We start from the raw sequence: 18,588 nt of genomic DNA, 5'->3' as shown, positions 1-18,588 counted from the left end.
TGAGGCAGGTGAGTCCGCTAGCTCAGGTGGATCCGTCGGGTTCCGCCCCGCAGCTGCCGGTTCCGGTCAGTCCTCCGTGCCGGCCGGTCGCCGGGCGCTCGGCAGGCCCAGCAGCAGCGGACCCGTCGGGGAAGCGACCATGTCGGCGACGGTGAGCGGGTCGAGGGCGGCGTAGAACGCCTCCTGGGCCCGGCGCAGGGCACCGCGCAGGCGGCAGTCGGAGTTCAGCGGGCACGGGGTCGGACCACCCTCGCAGTCCGCGACGTCGCCCTCGCCCTCCAGGGCGCGCACGATCGCGCCGACGGACGCGCCGCGGCCCGCCTCCGTGAGGGTCAGGCCGCCACCCCGGCCGCGGCGGGCCGCGAGCAGCCCGCGGTGCTGGAGTTCGGCGACGACCTTCGCGGCGTGCGTGTACGGCACGCCCATGTCCGCCGCGACCTCCCGGGTCGTGGGGCTGGACCCGCCCGCGACGGCGAGCCTCATCAGGACGCGCAGCGCCATGTCGGTGGAGCGCAGCAGCCGCATGCGGCAAGCCTAGATAATGCGCATCTGCGGTTCAACTTATCCGGCGCCCACGTTCGCCGCGCGGCCCGCCGACGCTCACCTCCGCCGCGCAGCCCGTCGCCGCTCGCCTCTGGCGCTTCCCGGTCTCCCCCGTGCCCCGCCCTCCCCACTACGATCAGCACGCCTCACCCTCGGCGCACCCGCTCCCCGCTCCACCCGCCCCGCTCCATCCGACCGTGACACGAAGGACTCCCCCATGGGCTCCGCCAAGAAGCCGGACAGCACCGCAGCCGGGCAGCGCAAGGCGCGCATCGAGGAGATGCGCCGTGCCGACCGGTCCCGGGAGCGCCGCAACCGCCTCCTGGCCATCGCGGCGAGCGTGGTCGTCGTCGCGGGCCTGGCCGTCGGCGGTGTGGTGCTGGTCCAGTCGCGGTCCGACGACACGGCACCGGTCGCGGAGGCGAGCGCGTCCGCGGCGACGCCGACCGGCGTGAGCGGCATGAGCGGCAAGAACGGCCAGGACGCGGCGGACCCGAGCGGGGGGAACGGCAAGGGCGGCAAGGGTGGTTCCGGCCGCTTCGTCACGGGCGCGGACGGCGTGCGGACCTGGCAGGGCACGCTCGGCCGCACCCACACCACCGCTCCGGTGACCTACCCGATGGAGCCCCCGGTCGGCGGCGACCACAACCCGGTCTGGCAGAACTGCGACGGCGACGTCTACACCGCCCCGCTGAAGAACGAGCACGCCGTGCACGCCCTGGAGCACGGCGCGGTCTGGGTGACGTACAACGCCAAGGCCTCCGAGGCGGATGTGGCCGCGCTCGCGGCGAAGGTCCGCCGCACGCCGTACACGCTGATGAGCCCGGTGCCCGGCCAGAAGGACCCGATCATGCTCTCGGCGTGGGCGCACCAGCGCACGGTGACGGGTGCGACCGACCCGGCCGTGGACGCGTTCCTCGCCAAGTTCGTGCAGGGCCCGCAGACGCCGGAGCCGGGCGCCGCCTGCACGGGCGGGGTGGGCCGGTGAGGGTCGCCGGGCTGGTCGCGGGCGCCGTCGCCACGGCGGTGGTCGCGGCCGGGGCGATCACCTACGCGGTCGCCGCGGGCGAGGACGGCGGGCCCGGCGGCGGCGCGGCCGTCCCGGCGGCCACGGCCCAGGCACGCGGACAGGCCACGGCACCGGCCCTGGCCGTCCCGGCCGCCTCGTCCGCGGACGCCGGTTTCGCCCGGGACATGGCGGTCCACCACCAGCAGGCCGTGGAGATGTCGTACATCGTGCGCGACCGCACGAGCGACACGGAAGTGCGCCGTCTCGCCTACGACATGGCGCAGACCCAGGCCAACCAGCGCGGCATGCTGCTGGGCTGGCTGGACCTGTGGGGGCTGCCGAAGGTGTCGGCGGACCCGCCGATGGCGTGGATGGGAATGGGGAACACCGCTTCCGCCGGAGGCGGTACGGCCGGGGCGGACGCCAGGGACGGGGCGAACGGGACAGACGGGGCGGACGGGGCGCTGATGCCCGGCATGGCCACCGACACCGAGCTGAAGAAGCTCGGCCGGCTCCGGGGCAGGCAGGCCGAGGTGTTCTACCTCCGGCTGATGACGGCCCATCACCGGGGCGGCATCCACATGGCGCAGGCGTGCGCCGCCCAGTGCACGGTGGGCGTGGAGAAGCGGCTGGCGCAGGGCATGGTGGACGCGCAGCAGTCGGAGATCCGGCTCATGGCCGACATGCTCAACGAGCGCGGGGCAGCGTCCCGTTAGGGTCCGGACGACCCCCGTCGCACGACCGTACGGCGCCCGCTTCCTGAGCACGGGCGACCGGAATCCGGGGAACGAAGACCGCAATTCATGCCCTATACACCGGTCCTGACGGTTCCTTGGGCTTCTCTTGGCCTGCCCATTCCCCTGGCATGAACGGTTCTTCGGGAAGAGTGGCACTCGATCGTGTGATCCATTCAGGGGCCGAACCGCCGCGGCCGGCATGCGGATCACGCGAGGTCCCACCACTCATTGCGTTACATGCGATCCGCATCGCAGGGGGTTATATGAGATCCAACCGCGCCACCGTGCGTACCGGAGTGAGCCTGGCAGCGACACTGCCGATGGTCGCCGGTGCGCTGGTGCTCGGCATACCCGCGGCCCACGCCGCGGGCCACCCGGACGCCCGCCACGCGATCGCGGGCACCAAGCCCGCGTGGGCGACGGCCAAGGCGGACAAGGGTGCCACCGCGGACAGCGCCCCGGTCAACGCCCGGGTGTACCTGGCCGGCCGCGACGCCGCGGGCCTGGCCGAGTACGCCAAGGCGGTCGCCGACCCGTCCTCGCCGCAGTACGGCAAGTACCTGAGCGCCCAGGAGGCGCAGGCGCGTTTCGGTGCGACGAAGGCCCAGGTGGCCGCCGTCACGTCGTGGCTGAAGTCGGCGGGCCTGAAGGTCACTTCGGTCACTGCTCACTACGTCGCCGTCTCCGGTGACGTCGCCGCCGCCGAGAAGGCGTTCGGCACCCAGATGCACAACTTCGCCAAGGGCTCGAAGACCTACCGCGCGCCGGCGCAGTCGGCGTCCGTGCCGGCGGGCCTGCGGAGCACGGTCCTGACCGTCACCGGCCTGGACAACGCCCCGCACAAGTCCGACCACAAGGACCAGTTGCCGCCGCCGGACGCGGTGTTCAAGAACTCCGGGCCGTTCTCCTCGTACTACGGCTCGAACATCGCGACGACGCTGCCGTCCGCCTACGGCGAGAAGATCCCGTACGCCGTCAAGGGCTACACGGGCAAGCAGCTGCGCTCGGCCTACGGCGCCGGCAAGTACACCGGCAAGGGCGTCCGCGTCGCCATCACCGACGCCTACGCCTCCCCGACCATCGCCTTCGACGCGGCCGCGTACGCGAAGAAGAACGGCGACAAGGCGTGGCGGACGGACCAGCTGCGCCAGGTGCTCCCCGCGCAGTACACGAAGACCGAGGAGTGCGGGGCGGCCGGCTGGTACGGCGAGGAGACCCTCGACGTCGAGGCCGTGCACGCGGTCGCGCCGGACGCGGACGTCACCTACGTGGGCGCCGCCTCCTGCTACGACGACGACCTGCTCGACTCGCTCAGCAAGGTCGTCGACAACCACCTGGCCGACATCGTCTCCAACTCCTGGGGCGACATCGAGGCCAACCAGACGCCGGACCTGGCCGCCGCCTACGACCAGGTGTTCCAGTTCGGCGCGGCGGAGGGCATCGGCTTCTACTTCTCCTCCGGTGACAACGGCGACGAGGTCGCCAACACCGGCACGAAGCAGGTCGACACCCCGGCCAACTCGGCCTGGGTGACCGCGGTCGGCGGCACCTCGCTGGCCGTCGGCAAGGGGAACAAGTACCTGTGGGAGACCGGCTGGGGCACCGACAAGGCGACCCTGTCGGCCGACGGCAAGAGCTGGCAGGGCTTCCCCGGCGCCTACACCTCCGGCGCTGGCGGCGGCACCAGCAAGACCGTTCCGCAGCCGTACTACCAGAAGGGCGTCGTCCCCGGCGCGCTGGCCACGGCCAACAACGCCGCCGGCAACCGCGTCGTCCCGGACATCGCGGCCATCGCCGACCCGAACACCGGTTTCCTCGTCGGCCAGACGCAGACCTTCCCCGACGGTTCGCAGCAGTACGCCGAGTACCGCATCGGCGGCACCTCGCTGGCCGCGCCGGTCATCGCGGCCGTCCAGGCCCTCGCCCAGCAGGCCCAGGGCGGCAAGGCGATCGGCTTCGCCAACCCGGCGATCTACTCGAAGTACGGCTCTGAGCTGTACCACGACGTGGTGGACCAGCCGACCGGCAAGGACCTCGCGGTCGCGCGCGTCGACTTCGTCAACGGCGTCGACGCCACCGGTGGTCTGAGCGTCTCCGTCCGCAGTCTCGGCAAGGACAGCTCGCTCAAGGCCGTCAAGGGGTACGACGACGTCACCGGCGTCGGCTCCCCCGCGGAGGGCTACGTCGACTCCTACGGTCGCCGTCACTGACCCGCACCGGCCACCGGTCACGCGCCCGCCCCTGCACCCGGGGGCGGGCGCGCGTGCGTGTACGGCACCCGCGCGCCCCGCGACAGCGGCCCGGACGCCGGCCCTCCCGCGGCGCGGGGCGGGAGGGGGCGCTGCGGGTGCGGTGGTCCGAGGTGCACAGTGCGAGGTGCACGGTCGGCCTCGTGGGTGTGGGCGTGGGGCGGCACACACTGCTCGGCACCCCATCGCGTCGCTCTGACGATTACACTGGTGCGCGTGCCTCAACTACGTCTCGCCCTGAACCAGATCGACTCACGTGTCGGTGACCTCGCCGCGAACGCCGAGGCGGTCGTCCGCTGGACCCGGCACTCCGCCGAGCAGGGAGCGCACCTCGTGGCGTTCCCGGAGATGGTGCTGACCGGGTATCCCGTCGAGGACCTGGCCCTGCGGTCGTCCTTCGTGGAGGCGTCCCGCGCCGCGCTGCGCGCCCTCGCCGCCCGGCTCGCCGAGGAGGGCTTCGGCGAGCTGCCGGTCGTCGTCGGCTACCTCGACCGCTGCGAGACGGCCCAGCCGAAGTACGGCATGCCGGCCGGCGCCCCGCGGAACGCGGCGGCGGTGCTGCACCGCGGCCGGGTGGTGCTGAACTTCGCCAAGCACCACCTGCCCAACTACGGCGTCTTCGACGAGTTCCGCTACTTCGTGCCCGGCGACACCATGCCCGTCCTGCGCGTGCACGGCGTCGACGTGGCCCTCGCGATCTGCGAGGACCTGTGGCAGGACGGCGGGCGCGTCCCGGCCGCCCGTACCGCGCGCGCGGGTCTGCTGCTCTCCGTCAACGCCTCCCCCTACGAGCGGGAGAAGGACGACACCCGCCTGGAGCTGGTGCGCAAGCGGGCCCAGGAGGCCGGCTGCACCACCGCCTACCTGGCCATGACCGGCGGGCAGGACGAACTGGTCTTCGACGGCGACTCGATCGTGGTCGGCGCGGACGGCGAGGTGATCGCGCGGGCGCCGCAGTTCACCGAGGGCTGCGTCGTGCTCGACCTGGACCTGCCGGCCGCGGCGGCCGACGCGCCCGACGGCGTGGTCGACGACGGGCTGCGCATCGACCGCGTCGTCCTGTCCGAGGAGCCGCTGCCCGCCTACGCGCCAGAGCGCACCGGCGGGCACACGGCCCACCTGGACGACGACGAGGAGGTCTACTCGGCGCTGGTCGTGGGCCTGCGGGCGTACGTGCAGAAGAACGGATTCCGCTCCGTCCTCGTCGGCCTGTCCGGCGGCATCGACTCCGCCCTCGTCGCGGCGATCGCCTGCGACGCGGTCGGTGCGGAGAACGTGTACGGCATCTCCATGCCGTCGAAGTACTCCTCCGAGCACTCCAGGGACGACGCGGCCGAGCTGGCCCGGCGCACCGGTCTGCACTTCCGCACCGTGCCGATCGAGCCGATGTTCGACGCGTACATGGGCTCGCTGGGCCTGACCGGCCTGGCGGAGGAGAACCTCCAGTCGCGGCTGCGCGGCACGCTGCTGATGGCGGTCTCCAACCAGGAGGGCCACATCGTCCTCGCCCCCGGCAACAAGTCGGAGCTGGCGGTGGGGTACTCCACGCTGTACGGCGACTCGGTGGGCGCGTACGGTCCGATCAAGGACGTGTACAAGACGTCGGTCTTCCGGCTCGCCGAGTGGCGCAACCGGGCCGCGGCCGAGCGGGGCCAGACCCCGCCGATCCCGGAGAACTCCATCAGCAAGCCGCCGAGCGCGGAGCTGCGCCCGGGGCAGGTGGACACGGACTCGCTGCCGGACTACCCGGTGCTCGACGCGATCCTGGAGCTGTACGTCGACCGGGACCGGGGCGCCGACGAGATCGTCGCGGCGGGCTACGACCGTGAGCTGGTCGTCAAGACGCTGCGGATGGTCGACCGGGCCGAGTACAAGCGCCGCCAGTACCCGCCGGGCACCAAGATCTCCGCGAAGGGCTTCGGCAAGGACCGCAGGCTGCCGATCACCAACGGCTGGCGCGAGCACGCCTGACGGCCCGGCGCGAGCGCCGCGGCACACGGCAGGAGCCCCGGCCGACGGGGGAAGATCGGCCGGGGCTCCTTTGTGTCACCGCAATGGTCTAGTGAACGGAGTGCTCCTCCAGCGGGAACGTTCCGCCGACGACGTCCTCCGCGAAGGCCTTGGCCGCGTCACCCATGACCGTGCGCAGGTCGGCGTACTTCTTCACGAACTTGGGCACCCGCCCGCCGGTCAGTCCGAGCATGTCGGTCCAGACCAGGACCTGCGCGTCCGTCTCGGGGCCCGCGCCGATGCCGACGGTCGGGATGTGCAGCATCCGCGTCACCTCGGCCGCCAGTTCGGCGGGCACCAGCTCCAGTACGACGGCGAACGCGCCCGCGTCCTGCACGGCCTTGGCATCGCGCAGCAGTTGCTGGGCGGCCTCCTCGCCGCGGCCCTGGACGCGGTAGCCCATGGCGTTGACGGACTGCGGGGTCAGGCCGATGTGCGCCATGACCGGGATGCCGGACTCCACCAGGAGGCGGATCTGCTCGTGCGAGCGCTCGCCGCCCTCCAGCTTCACGGCGCCGACGCCCGCCTCCTTCACCAGGCGGGTGGCCGAGCGCAGCGCCTGCACCGGGCCCTCCTGGTAGGAACCGAAGGGGAGGTCGCCGACGATCAGGGCGCGCCGGGTGCCGCGCACGACGGCGGCCGACAGCATGGTCATCTCGTCGAGGGTGACGGGCACGGTCGTCTCGTACCCGAGGTGGCAGTTGCCCGCCGAGTCCCCGACCAGGACGACCGGGATGCCGGCCTCGTCGAAGACGGACGCGGTCATCGCGTCGTAGGCGGTGAGCATGGGCCACTTCTCGCCGCGCTCCTTGGCGAGGGCGAGGTCGCGGACGGTGATGCGGCGGGTGCCCTTGCCTCCGTACAGCGTCTTGCCACTGCCGTCGGAGGTGCTCTTCTGTGCAGGCTGGGCAGCCGGAAGCTGCGTCATTGCAACGGCTCCTTCAGTCATCTCGAGGCGCCCTGACGGCGTCCCCGGACTCCCCTCCATGGTGGCACCTCCGGCCGCGGTGGACCAGAGCACCCCCCTGTGCTCCGCGTCCCGGCCGGCCGGAGGTCCGTGCGCGCGGCGGGCGCCGGCCCGATGGCGGACGGGCACGGCAAGGGCCCTCGCCCGTAAGGCCTGGGTAAAGGATTTCGATACGAGACGGTCTCGTATCGAAAGTGTCCTACGCTCGGTGGCATGACTACTCCTGCCGACCGCGCCGGTACCAGCCCCCGGACGCCGGAAGCGGTGCACCGCCGCCGTTGGGCGATCCTCGGCGTGCTGATGCTGAGCCTGCTGATAGTGGTGCTCGACAACTCGATCCTGAACGTCGCCATCAAGACGATCTCGACCCCGGCCCCCACCGGGCTCGGCGCGACCCAGAGCGAGCTGGAGTGGGCGATCAACGCCTACACGCTCGTCTTCGCCGGCCTGCTCTTCACCTCGGGCCTCGTCGGTGACCGGGTGGGCCGCAAGAAGGTCCTGCTCGGCGGCCTCGTGGTCTTCGGCATCGGCTCGGCCCTGGCCGCCGAGTCCGGCTCCCCGGGCCAGCTGATCGCCTACCGCGCCCTGATGGCGCTGGGTGCCGCGTTCGTCATGCCGGCCACCCTCGCCGTCCTCATGAACGTCTTCGAGCGCGAGGAGCAGCCCAAGGCCATCGGCATCTGGGCCGGCGGGGTGGGCCTGGCCATCGCCATCGGCCCGATCACCGGCGGCCTGCTGCTGGACCACTTCTGGTGGGGCTCGGTCTTCCTGGTCAACGTGCCGATCGTGATCGCCGCGGTGGTGCTGATGGTGTGGCTGGTGCCCGACTCCCGCGACCCGCGCCCCGGGCGGCTCGACCCCGTCGGTGTCGTCCTGTCCGTGGTCGGCCTGGTCCTGCTGGTCTACGGCATCATCAAGGGCGGCGAACTGGCCGACTTCACCAACGGCACCGTCCTGGCGGCCATCGTCGCCGGTGTCGCCGTCCTCACGGCGTTCATCGTGTTCGAGAAGCGCAGCGACCACCCGTCGCTGGACGTGACCTACTTCAGGAACAAGGTGTTCTCGGCCGCCATGGCCGCCATCGCGCTGGTCTTCTTCGCCCTGATGGGCGTCACGTTCTTCTCCGTCTTCTACACGCAGAGCGTGCGCGGCTACTCCCCGCTGGAGTCCGGCCTGCTGATGATCCCGCTGGCCGCCGCGCAGATGATCTTCGCACCGCGGGCCCGGCTGGTCGTCGACCGCTTCGGCTACAAGGCCACCACGACGGCGGGTCTCGTCGTCCTGGCCGGCATGCTGGCCGCGTTCGCCGGCTTCGAGGCGGACACGCCCATCTGGGTACTGGAGGCCGTCTTCTTCCTCATGGGCACCGGGATGGCCCACATCATGACCCCGACCAGCGTGGTCATCATGCAGGCCCTGCCCCGCGAGAAGGCCGGCTCGGCCTCCGCGCTGAGCAACACCTTCCGCCAGGTCGGCGGCGCGCTCGGCATCGCGGTGCTCGGCTCGGTGCTCTCCACGGCGTACCGCGACTCCATCGAGGGCCGGCTCGGGATGCTGCCGCCCGCGCTGCGGGACACCGCCGGGGAGTCCATCGAGGCCACGCTCGGCGTCGCCGCGAAGCTCGGCCCGCGCGGGCAGGCACTGGTCGACCCGGCCAACAACGCCTTCCTGCACGCGATGCACGTGACCTCGCTGTGCGGCACCGTGGTCGCGCTGATCGGCGCGGTCGTGGTCGCCGTGTTCCTGCCCGGCCGGACACCGAAGCGGCCCGGGGACCGGGAGGAACCGGAACTGGTCGCGGCGGCCGACTGACCACGAGGGCCGGCGGGACGGGAAGGCCGACGGGACGGGAGGGCCGACAGGACGGCAACGCCAGCGGGGGACAATGACCCGGTACGACGAAAGGACGTCTCAGGTGAGCCTCGCCGACAGCCAGACCGCTCCCGGGTTCCCCGCACGGGGCCGGCCCCGGAGCGAGGCGGTGGAACGCGCCATCGTCGAGGGGGTGATGAAGCTGCTGGAGGAGGGGGTGCCGCTCGCCGAACTCTCCATCGAGCGCATCGCCCGCACGGCCGGCGTCGGCAAGGCCACCATCTACCGCCGCTGGAGCGGCAAGGACGAGCTGTTCGTCGACGTCGTGCGCGCCGCCGAGCCGCCCGACGCGGACCTGCCCGGCACCTCGATGCGCGACGACCTCGTCGCCCTCCTGGAGCAACTGCGCCGCCGGGGACTGGTGAGCCGTTCCTCGGCGATCCTGCACAACGTGTACGCCCAGATGAAGTCCAGCCCGAAGATCTGGTGCGCCTACCACACCACGGTCGTCGAACCCCGGCGCAGACTCCAGATCGAGGTCCTGCGCCGCGGCCAGCTCAACGGCGAACTGCGCACGGACGTCGACATCGAACTGCTGACCGACCTGCTCGTCGGCCCGATGCTGGTGCGCAGCGTCATGCGGCCCGACGCGGACCTGCCCGAGGGGCTCGCCGAGCAGATAGTGGACACGGTCCTCGAAGGGCTCCGCCCCCTCCCGCGGCACGTCGGCTCCCCGCGGGACCCGGCGGACACGCCGAACGGGCCCGGCGCGGCCGGCACCCCGGGCCCGGCCGGGGCGGCGAAAGGGGCCACGCCGGTCACTCGGACCTGAACCGGCCGCTCCCCCCGTAATGTGCCCGTTTCGTCACAGACCACGTCCGGGGCGCCCCAACCGGAACTCCCCGTGCCGCCCCGTTCGTCCTCGTGCCCGTACGGCCGTCATGGACGGCAGGATCGGAACCGATCATCCCCTAGGGTCGTAGCCCACGGGGTGAACGGTGTGCACGGCAGGCAGTGAGGCGACGGTATGGCGCAGCAGGCGTTCTTGACGGAGACGGACGACGACGGCTCGGGACCCGAGCGTGCGAAGAACCGGATTCGGCGCCTGGTGGACCGGCTCTTCGGCGGCTGGCGCGGCGACCGGCGGATCTGGCGCCGGGGCATCGTGCCGGCCGTGCTGGCGGTGCTGCTGGCGCTGGTGATGCTGCTGCACTCGCACATCCCCAACCGCGTCGGCAACCTGGGCAGTCTCACCGAGACCTTCCTGCCCTGGCTCGGGCTGCTCGTCCCCGTGCTGCTCGTCCTGGCCCTGGTGCGCAGGTCGGCGACCGCGCTGATCGCACTGGTGCTGCCCGTCGCCGTCTGGCTGAACCTCTTCGGCGGCCTGGTCACCGGGAAGACCGGCGGGGGCGGCGACCTGACGGTGGCCACGCACAACGTCAACGCCGACAACCCCGACCCGACCGCCACCGCCCGCAAGGTCGCGGCGTCCGGCGCGGACGTGCTCGCGCTGGAGGAGCTGAAGGCCTCGGCGGTGCCCGTGTACGAGAGGGCGCTGGCGTCGGCGTACAAGTACCACGCCGTGGAGGGCACGGTGGGCGTGTGGAGCAAGTATCCGCTCAGCGCGGTCCGGCCGGTGAACATCCGGCTCGGCTGGACGCGGGCGATGCGCGCCACGGTGGCGACGCCCGAGGGGGCGGTCGCGGTGTACGTCGCCCACATGCCCTCCGTCCGGGTGAAGATGAACGCCGGGTTCACCGCCTCGCAGCGTGACCAGAGCGCGAACGCGCTGGGCGCGGCCATCGCGCACGAGAAGCTGCCCCGGGTGGTGCTGCTCGGTGATCTCAACGGCACGATGAACGACCGTTCGCTGGGCGCGATCACCTCGCAGATGCGTTCCACGCAGGGTGCGGCGGGCAGCGGCTTCGGGTTCAGCTGGCCGGCGTCCTTCCCGATGGCCCGCATCGACCAGATCATGGTCAGGGGTGTGGAACCGGTAAGCTCCTGGACGCTGCCGCGCACGGGCAGCGACCACCTGCCGATCGCGGCGCGTGTGAAGGTCACCACATCGGCAACCGGCTCGTAACCTGCCGGAATACCAGGCCCGAGAGACTTTGTTCCGCAGCTGAACATAAAACGCGCACGCTGTACGGAACCCCACCCCGAAAGGTCTCTCATGCCCCTGGCCCTGCTCGCCCTCGCCGTGGGCGCCTTCGGCATCGGCACGACCGAGTTCGTGATGATGGGCCTGCTGCCCGACGTCGCGGACGACCTGCACATCTCGATCCCCACCGCCGGGCACCTGGTGTCGGCGTACGCGCTGGGCGTGGTCATCGGCGCACCGCTGCTGGCCGCGCTCACCGCGCGGATGTCCCGCCGGTACGTCCTGATCGGCCTGATGGCCCTGTTCGTCGTGGGCAACGCGCTCTCCGCGCTCGCCCCCGGGCACGGCTGGCTGCTGGCCGCCCGTTTCCTGAGCGGTCTGCCGCACGGCGCCTTCTTCGGCGTCGGCGCGGTGGTCGCGACGGGCATGGTGCCGCCCGAGCGCAAGGCCCGCTCGGTGTCGCTGATGTTCCTCGGCCTCACCGTCGCCAACGTCGCCGGGGTCCCGGTCGCCACGCTCATGGGCCAGCACCTGGGCTGGCGGGCGACCTTCCTCGGCGTGAGCGCGATCGGCGTGGCGGCCATCGCCGCCCTCGCCCTGCTCGTCCCCCGCGACCACGCCCACGCCTCCCCGGCCTCCGGCCTGCGCGGCGAACTGGCCGCCCTGCGCTCGCTCCCGGTCTGGCTGGCCCTGCTGACCACCGTGGCCGGTTTCGGCGCGCTGTTCGCCGCCTACAGCTACATCACCCCGATGCTCACCGGCGCGGCCGGTTACGCCGAGTCCAGCGTGACGCTGCTGCTGGCGCTGTTCGGCGTCGGTGCGACGGCCGGGAACCTGCTCGGCGGTCGGCTGGCCGACCACTCCCTGCGGGGCACCCTGTTCGGCGGTCTCGGCTCGCTGGCGGTCGTCCTGTTCCTCTTCCCGCTGCTGATGCGGGCCGAGTGGAGCGCCGCCCTGGCGGTCACCCTGCTCGGCATGGCCGCCTTCGTCACCGGCTCGCCGCTCCAGCTCATGGTCATGGAGAAGGCGTCGGCGGCGCCGTCCCTGGCCTCCTCGGCCAACCAGGCCGCGTTCAACCTGGCCAACGCGGGCGGCGCGTGGATCGGCGGCCTCGCCCTGGCCGCCGGGTTCGGTGCGACCTCCCCGGCTCTCGCCGGTGCCGTCCTCGCCGTACTGGGCCTGGCCGTGGCCGCCGTCTCCTACGCCGTCGACCACCGGCGTCCTGAACCGGCGCACCCCGCCCGGGTCGTCACCGGCCACGTCCCGGAACCGGCGGAGGCACTGCACCGCTGAGGAACCCGTGGTCGCGGTCTCCCGGCGCCCGCCACCCCGGGCGACCGCCACGCCGGGCGACCGCCACGTCGAGCCGCCGATCGTCGACGGACGACCACCGGCCGCCCACGATCAACGCCAACCGCCGAGCCCCGACCGGCAGCCGGCAACCCTCCCCCGACGCCCGGCCGCAGCACACGCGGCCGGGCGTCGGCGCGTCGGCCCGGGAGCCTGCGGCCCGTGACGCGCCCATGGAAATCGTGAGGGGCCATGCGGGCCGTGACGGGCCATGCGGACCGCGGCTGGCCAAGGGAGGGCACGGCGGGTCACGGGGCAGGGAGCCACAGGAGTACGGAAGCCGGCCACGGGAACACGGGGACCGTCACAGGACGTCGTCGTGTCGGTGTCCTGTCGGGGCCGGGCGCGGGCGTCGGTGGACTGTCGGTGGTTTGTCGGTGGCGGGTGGGATCGTCTTCGGCATGACGCGAATCGACAAGAACCCCGGCGGCGCGGGCGACGCCGTGACGGTACGGGGACTGGTCAAGCACTACGGCGAGACCAAGGCGCTCGACGGTGTGGACCTCGACGTGCGCGAGGGCACCGTGATGGGTGTGCTCGGGCCGAACGGGGCCGGCAAGACGACCCTCGTACGGATCCTGTCCACCCTGCTCTCGCCCGACGCGGGCCAGGCCACCGTGGCCGGCTACGACGTCGTACGGCAGCCCCGGCAACTGCGCCGGGTGATCGGGCTCACCGGGCAGTACGCCTCCGTCGACGAGAAGCTGCCCGGCTGGGAGAACCTCTACCTGATCGGCCGGCTGCTCGACCTGTCCCGCAAGGACGCCCGCGCCCGCGCCGACGAGCTGCTGGAGCGGTTCTCGCTCACCGACGCGGCCCGGCGCCCGGCGCGCACGTACTCCGGCGGTATGCGGCGCCGTCTCGACCTCGCCGCCTCGATGATCGGCCGGCCCGCCGTCCTGTTCCTGGACGAGCCGACGACCGGCCTCGACCCCCGCACCCGCAACGAGGTGTGGGACGAGGTCGAGGCGATGGTCGGCGACGGGGTGACCGTCCTGCTCACCACCCAGTACATGGAGGAGGCCGAGCAACTGGCCTCCGAGCTGACCGTCGTGGACCGCGGCAAGGTCATCGCGAACGGCGGCATCGAGGAACTCAAGGCGAAGGTGGGCGGACGCACCCTGCGGGTCAGGCCGGCCGACGCAGGGGAGCTGCGCCCGCTCGCCGGGATGCTCGACGAGCTGGGCATCACCGGACTGGCGACGACCGTCGTCGACTCCGAGAACGGTTCCCTGCTCGTGCCGGTCCTCAGCGACGAGCAGCTGACCGCCGTGGTCGGCGCCGTCACCGCACGCGGCATCACCATCAGCTCCATCACCACCGAACTCCCCAGTCTGGACGAGGTCTTCCTGTCCCTCACCGGCCACCGCGCCAGTGCCCCGCAGGACGCCCGCCCCAGCGACGACCGCGAGGAGGTCGCCGTATGAGCTCCCACCCGTCTCCCACCACCACCCTGAACGAGCCGCTTCGCGCCGCCCCTCTCGACGTCACCGCCCCCGCCCCCGCCCCCGACGTCCGTATCCCGCTGCGCGGGCACCTGCGGCACACCGGCGCGCTGATCCGCCGCAACCTGCTGTGGATCCGCCAGGACCCCGAGTCCATGTTCGACGCGCTGCTGATGCCGATCGTCTTCACCCTGCTGTTCGTGTACGTCTTCGGCGGCTCGATCGGGCAGGCGCTGGGCGGCGGCCAGAAGCAGTACGTCCAGTACGTCATCCCCGGCATGCTGGCGATGAACAGCATGACGCTCTCCCAGGGGGTCGGCACCGGCTTCAGCCAGGACTTCAACAGCGGGGTCATGGACCGCTTCCGGTCCCTGCCGATCGGCCGCGGCTCGGTGCTGTTCGCGAAGATCGCGGTCGAGCTGTTCCGGATGGTCTTCGCCACGGCCGTACTGATGATCGTCGCCGTGCTGGTGGGCTTCCACATCGGCAACTGGCCCGGCCTGTTCGCGACCGTGGGCCTGTCGGCGCTGTTCGCCTCGTCGATCATGTGGGTGTTCCTCACCCTGGGCGTGATGCTGAAGAACGCGCAGTCCGTGCAGGCGATGGGCTTCCTGGTGCTCTTCCCGCTCCAGTTCGGCTCGTCGATCTTCGCGCCGACCCAGTCGATGCCGGGCTGGCTCCAGCACTTCACCGACTACAACCCGCTCTCCACCCTCGCGGACGCCGCCCGCGGCCTGATGCTGGGCGGACCGGTCGCGCACGACCTGTGGATCACGGTGGCCTGGTCCGTCGCGATCACCGCCGTCGCCGCCCCGCTCGCCATCCACAAGTTCCGCACCAAGACCTGAGCGTCCGCACCGCGACCCGAGAACCGGGGCTCAGACCAGGGCGGCGGCCTCCTCCGGGGACAGGCCGCCGCCCTCGGCGTACGCCGCCGCGAACTCCGCCTCGTCGAGGACGCCCCTGATCCGCTCCACGACCAGGTCGCGGACGTGGCGCTCCAGGCCGGAGGACGGGTGACCGGCCGGCAGCAGGGCGTCGGCGACGGCCAGGCAGCGGGCGGCGTCGCGGACCCGGCCGCCGCCGTCCAGCCCGGCCAGGGCCATCGCACCGGTGGTCAGGTACACCGAGCGCATGTGCGGCGCGATGGCCCGGGACAGCGGGTCGTCGGCATGCCGCAGCGCCTGGCGCACCTTGGCCAGGGCCTCCTCCGCCTGCCCGTCGACGGCGTCGAGCCACGCCTCGGCACCGAGGATGAAGGCGTCGAACAGGACGAAATGCGAGATACCGAACTCCCCGCGCAGCTCCCGCAGTTGCTCGCGCGCCTCGGACAGGCGGCCGGTCATGCCGAGCCAGCCCGCCAGGAAGAGCCGGGCGGCGGGCATCGCCTCGTTCGACGCTCCCTGCTTCCCCGCGATCACCTCGCGCAGCAGCCGCTCGCCCCGCTCGCTGTCGCCCGCCTCGATCAGGCAGCTGCCGAGCCGGGCCCGCAACACCGCCACCTGCGCCCAGGCACTGAGCCGGTCGGCGTGCCGCACGGCCGTCTCGTAGTCGGCCGCGGCCCTGCGGTGGTGCCCGGCGCGTTCGTGGGCCTCGCCGCGTGCGGAGAGCGCCTCGGCGGTGCCCCAGGCGTCCCCGAGCCGCTGGAAGATCTCCAGCGACTCGTCGGCGTCGCGGACGGCGTCACCCGTCCAGTCGCTGCGGTTGGCCAGCAGATTGGCCCGCATCTGCAGGGCGCCGGCCAGTTCCCAGTCGAATCCCTGGGCGTTGCGGCAGGTGTCCACGCAGGCGTCGAGGACGGCCCGCAGCCGCGCCATGTCGCCGCTCAGCACCACGGCGAGGAACCACAGCATGCCGGGGTGGCGGCAGGTCTGGGGCAGGCCGGGCTCGTAGACCTGCGCGATGACGCGCAGCTTCCGTTGCGCCTCGGGGGTCTGCCACGCCTCCATCTCGGTGTCCATGCAGGCGAGGTGGAGGAGGTGCAGGCCGCGGCGGGCCTCGGCGAGGACGTCGTCGGCCATCGGCGGCGGGGCGTCCGTGCACCGCTGCCACACCGGGCCGGCGCGGCGCACCGGCTCGGTGAACGGGTCGGGGCTGAACTCCATCACCTCGGCGCACCAGTTGCGGGTCTCGATGCGCACGTCCCGCATCTGCCAGTACCGGCACAGGGAGTGGATCAGGCACAGCGCCTCCTGCTCGTCGCGCGCGGCGACGGCGTGCCGCAGGGCGGTGCGCAGGTTCTCGTACTCCAGCTCGAAGCGGGCGATGGCGGCGCGCTGGCCGGGGCCGCGCAGCAGCGGGTCGGTGGTGCGGGCGAGTTCGCGGTAGTGCACGAGGTGGGCGCGCCGGGCGGGCGCGCGCCCGCCGGACTCCTCCAGCCGCTCACCGGCGTACTCGGCGACGGTCTCCAGGAGCCGGTAGCGCATCTCGCCGTCGGCGGCGGGCGCGGCCACCACCAGCGACTTGTCGACGAGGGAGCCGAGCGCGTCGAAGGCGGCGGGCCCGCACACGGCCTCGGCGGCGGCGAGGTCGCAGCCGCCGGCGAAGACGGACAGGCGGCTCAGCACGTCCCGCTCGTCCGCGTCGAGCAGGTCCCAGGACCAGTCGACGACGGCGCGCAGGGTCTGCTGGCGGGGCAGGACGGTGCGGCTGCCGGAGGTGAGCAGCCGGAAGCGGTCGTCGAGCCGGTCGGCGATCTGCCGGGGGGTGAGCATCCGCAGCCGGGCCGCGGCGAGTTCGATGGCCAGCGGCAGGCCGTCCAGGCGGCGGCAGATCTCGGCGCACGCGGCGGCGGTGTCCTCGTCGGCGTCCACGCGGAACCCGGGCCGTACGGCCGCGCCGCGCTCGGCGAGCAGGCGCAGCGCGACCGGCTCGGGCAGCGGGTCCACCGGCCGCAGCACCTCGCCGGGCACGCCCAGGGGTTCGCGGCTGGTGGCGAGGACGGTGAGGCCGGGGCAGCGGGCGAGGAGTTCCTCGACGAGGCGGGCGGCGGCGTCGACGACGTGCTCGCAGTTGTCCAGGAGCAGGAGGATCCGGCGCCGGGAACAGTGTTCGACCAGCCGTTCGACCGGGTCGTCGTGGCGGTCGGCGACGGCGGCCCGTATCTCCTCCGCGCCGGCGCCGTAGAGCACGGTCTCGCGGGCGCCCAGGGCGGTCAGTACGGCCTCGGGCACGGCGTCCGGGTCGTCGACGGGAGCCAGTTCGGCCAGCCACACCCCGTCGCGCGGGGCCGGCCGCAGGGCCTCGGCGGCCTCCTGCGACAGCCGGGTCTTGCCGGCCCCGCCGGGCCCGAGCAGCGTGACCAGGCGGGCGGCCCCGAGGTCCGCGCCGAGCGCCTCGATGTCGGTTTCGCGGCCGACGAAGGAGGTGAGCCGGGCGCGGAGGTTGCTCGGGGGCACGGCGGGGGCGGTGGAGGCGGTGGACGCGTCGGGCGTCGTGGAACCGGCGGATGGTGGCGCGGACGCGGCGGATCCGGCGGACGCGAAGGATTCGGCGGGTGCGGCTGGTACGGCGGGTGTGGCAGGTACGGCGGGTACGGCGGGTGTGGCAGGTACGGCGGGTGCGGCGGTGCGGGCCGGGGGGCCGTACCGCCGGCCGCCCCCGGCGGGTTCCTCCGGGTTCAGCAACCGTTCGTGCAGCGCGCGCAGTTCGGGCCCGGGGTCGGAGCCCAGGCGGTCGGCCAGCAGCTGCCGTACGTCCGCGTAGGCGGCCAGCGCCTGGGCCGTGCGGCCCGCCTCGTGCAGGGCCCGCAGCCGCAGGGCCTGGAGGGGTTCGTCCAGCGGGTGGGTGTCGCACAGGGCCGTCAGCTCGGGCAGCGCGCGCTCGGCGTCGCCGAGGGCGAGGGCGGCGGCGAGCCGCGCCCGGTGCACGTCCAGCCGGCGGGTCTCCCGGCGGGCCGCCTCGGCGGTGCGGTCGGGCAGGTCGGCGAGGGCCGGGCCGTGCCACAGGGCGAGGGCGTCGTCGAGGACGACGGCCGCCTTCGCCGGGTCGCCGTCGGCCAGCGCTGCCAGGCCCTCGTCGGCCAGCCGTTCGAAACGGTGCAGGTCGATGTCGTCGGGCGCCGCGGTGAGCCGGTACCCGCCCTCGGCGGAGGCCACCGCGTCCGCCCCGATCGCCCGGCGCAGCCGCCCGACCAGCGCCTGCAGCGCGGCCGGGGCGTCGGCGGGCGGCTCGTCCAGCCACACCTCGTCGACGAGCACGGACACCGTGACCGTCCGGCCGGGCCGCAGGGCGAGCACGGTCAGCAGGGCACGCAGCCGCGCCCCGCCGACGGGGACGGGGGTGCCGTCGGGGCGGAACGCCTGGGTGGTGCCGAGGATGCGGTAGCGCACGGGGTCCATTGTCCCCGGGGACGCGGGAACG

13 protein-coding genes are annotated in these 18,588 nt (G+C 73.0%); 10 read left to right on the top strand and 3 right to left on the bottom strand.

The genetic code is table 11. The features are described 5' to 3' along the window. Positions 1 to 66: 66 nt before the first annotated feature. On the bottom strand, positions 67 to 525 hold the full coding sequence (locus tag AC6I72_RS22720; RefSeq protein ID WP_498003029.1) for an RrF2 family transcriptional regulator: 459 nt from the start codon (positions 523 to 525) through the stop codon (positions 67 to 69). Positions 526 to 760: 235 nt separating this feature from the next. Here AC6I72_RS22720 and AC6I72_RS22715 point away from each other — a divergent pair, with 235 nt between their 5' ends. The 4 genes from AC6I72_RS22715 to AC6I72_RS22700 all read left to right on the top strand — a co-directional run bounded on the left by AC6I72_RS22715 (position 761) and on the right by AC6I72_RS22700 (position 6,509). After that, positions 761 to 1,531, top strand: coding sequence for a thioredoxin-like domain-containing protein (locus tag AC6I72_RS22715; protein WP_498003028.1), 771 nt, complete (start codon positions 761 to 763; stop codon positions 1,529 to 1,531). Next, entirely contained in the window at positions 1,528 to 2,268 is a 741-nt protein-coding gene (locus AC6I72_RS22710) for a DUF305 domain-containing protein (protein ID WP_498003026.1), read from the top strand. Before AC6I72_RS22715 ends, AC6I72_RS22710 begins: the two co-directional genes overlap by 4 nt. 284 nt (positions 2,269 to 2,552) lie before the next feature. Continuing rightward, complete coding sequence (locus AC6I72_RS22705; RefSeq protein WP_498003024.1) at positions 2,553 to 4,499, top strand: S53 family peptidase; 1,947 nt, start codon at positions 2,553 to 2,555, stop codon at positions 4,497 to 4,499. 255 nt (positions 4,500 to 4,754) lie between these two features. Beyond that, positions 4,755 to 6,509 carry an NAD+ synthase gene (locus AC6I72_RS22700; RefSeq protein ID WP_498003022.1) on the top strand — a complete coding sequence of 585 codons (1,755 nt, stop codon included), beginning with the start codon at positions 4,755 to 4,757 and terminating at the stop codon, positions 6,507 to 6,509. A gap of 88 nt (positions 6,510 to 6,597) precedes the next feature. Here the strand turns inward: AC6I72_RS22700 and panB are convergent, their stop codons facing one another. Continuing rightward, positions 6,598 to 7,476: a 3-methyl-2-oxobutanoate hydroxymethyltransferase gene (panB, locus tag AC6I72_RS22695; protein WP_498003020.1), complete on the bottom strand. Its 879-nt coding sequence runs from the start codon at positions 7,474 to 7,476 to the stop codon at positions 6,598 to 6,600. A 252-nt stretch (positions 7,477 to 7,728) separates the two neighbouring features. Between panB and AC6I72_RS22690 the strand changes: the two genes are divergently transcribed. From AC6I72_RS22690 to AC6I72_RS22665, 6 genes are all read left to right on the top strand, one after another. Then, positions 7,729 to 9,327, top strand: a complete 1,599-nt coding sequence (locus AC6I72_RS22690; RefSeq protein WP_498003018.1) for an MFS transporter — start codon at positions 7,729 to 7,731, stop codon at positions 9,325 to 9,327. Positions 9,328 to 9,430: 103 nt separating this feature from the next. Then, positions 9,431 to 10,159 (top strand): TetR/AcrR family transcriptional regulator, encoded by a 729-nt coding sequence (locus AC6I72_RS22685; protein WP_498003016.1) that lies wholly within the window; start codon positions 9,431 to 9,433, stop codon positions 10,157 to 10,159. Between the two features lie 195 nt (positions 10,160 to 10,354). Continuing rightward, a complete protein-coding gene (locus AC6I72_RS22680; protein ID WP_498003014.1) occupies positions 10,355 to 11,413 on the top strand; it encodes an endonuclease/exonuclease/phosphatase family protein in 1,059 nt (352 codons plus the stop codon). Positions 11,414 to 11,503: 90 nt separating this feature from the next. Further along, entirely contained in the window at positions 11,504 to 12,724 is a 1,221-nt protein-coding gene (locus AC6I72_RS22675; protein WP_498003012.1) for an MFS transporter, read from the top strand. Positions 12,725 to 13,182: 458 nt separating this feature from the next. Further along, the gene (locus AC6I72_RS22670) at positions 13,183 to 14,208 is read left to right on the top strand and encodes an ATP-binding cassette domain-containing protein (protein ID WP_498003010.1); all 1,026 of its coding nucleotides are present in this window, start codon (positions 13,183 to 13,185) and stop codon (positions 14,206 to 14,208) included. Next, on the top strand, positions 14,205 to 15,074 hold the full coding sequence (locus tag AC6I72_RS22665) for an ABC transporter permease (protein ID WP_498003008.1): 870 nt from the start codon (positions 14,205 to 14,207) through the stop codon (positions 15,072 to 15,074). The genes AC6I72_RS22670 and AC6I72_RS22665 overlap by 4 nt, the downstream gene beginning before the upstream one ends. A 30-nt stretch (positions 15,075 to 15,104) precedes the next feature. Here AC6I72_RS22665 and AC6I72_RS22660 read toward each other — a convergent pair whose 3' ends face one another. Continuing rightward, the gene (locus tag AC6I72_RS22660) at positions 15,105 to 18,566 is read right to left on the bottom strand and encodes an AfsR/SARP family transcriptional regulator (RefSeq protein ID WP_498003006.1); all 3,462 of its coding nucleotides are present in this window, start codon (positions 18,564 to 18,566) and stop codon (positions 15,105 to 15,107) included. Positions 18,567 to 18,588: the final 22 nt, after the last annotated feature.

It is taken from the genome of Streptomyces sp. Xyl84, from assembly GCF_059731885.1.
The sequence above is the reverse complement of the archived record's forward strand: the minus strand, read 5'-3'. Positions and strand labels throughout refer to the sequence as shown.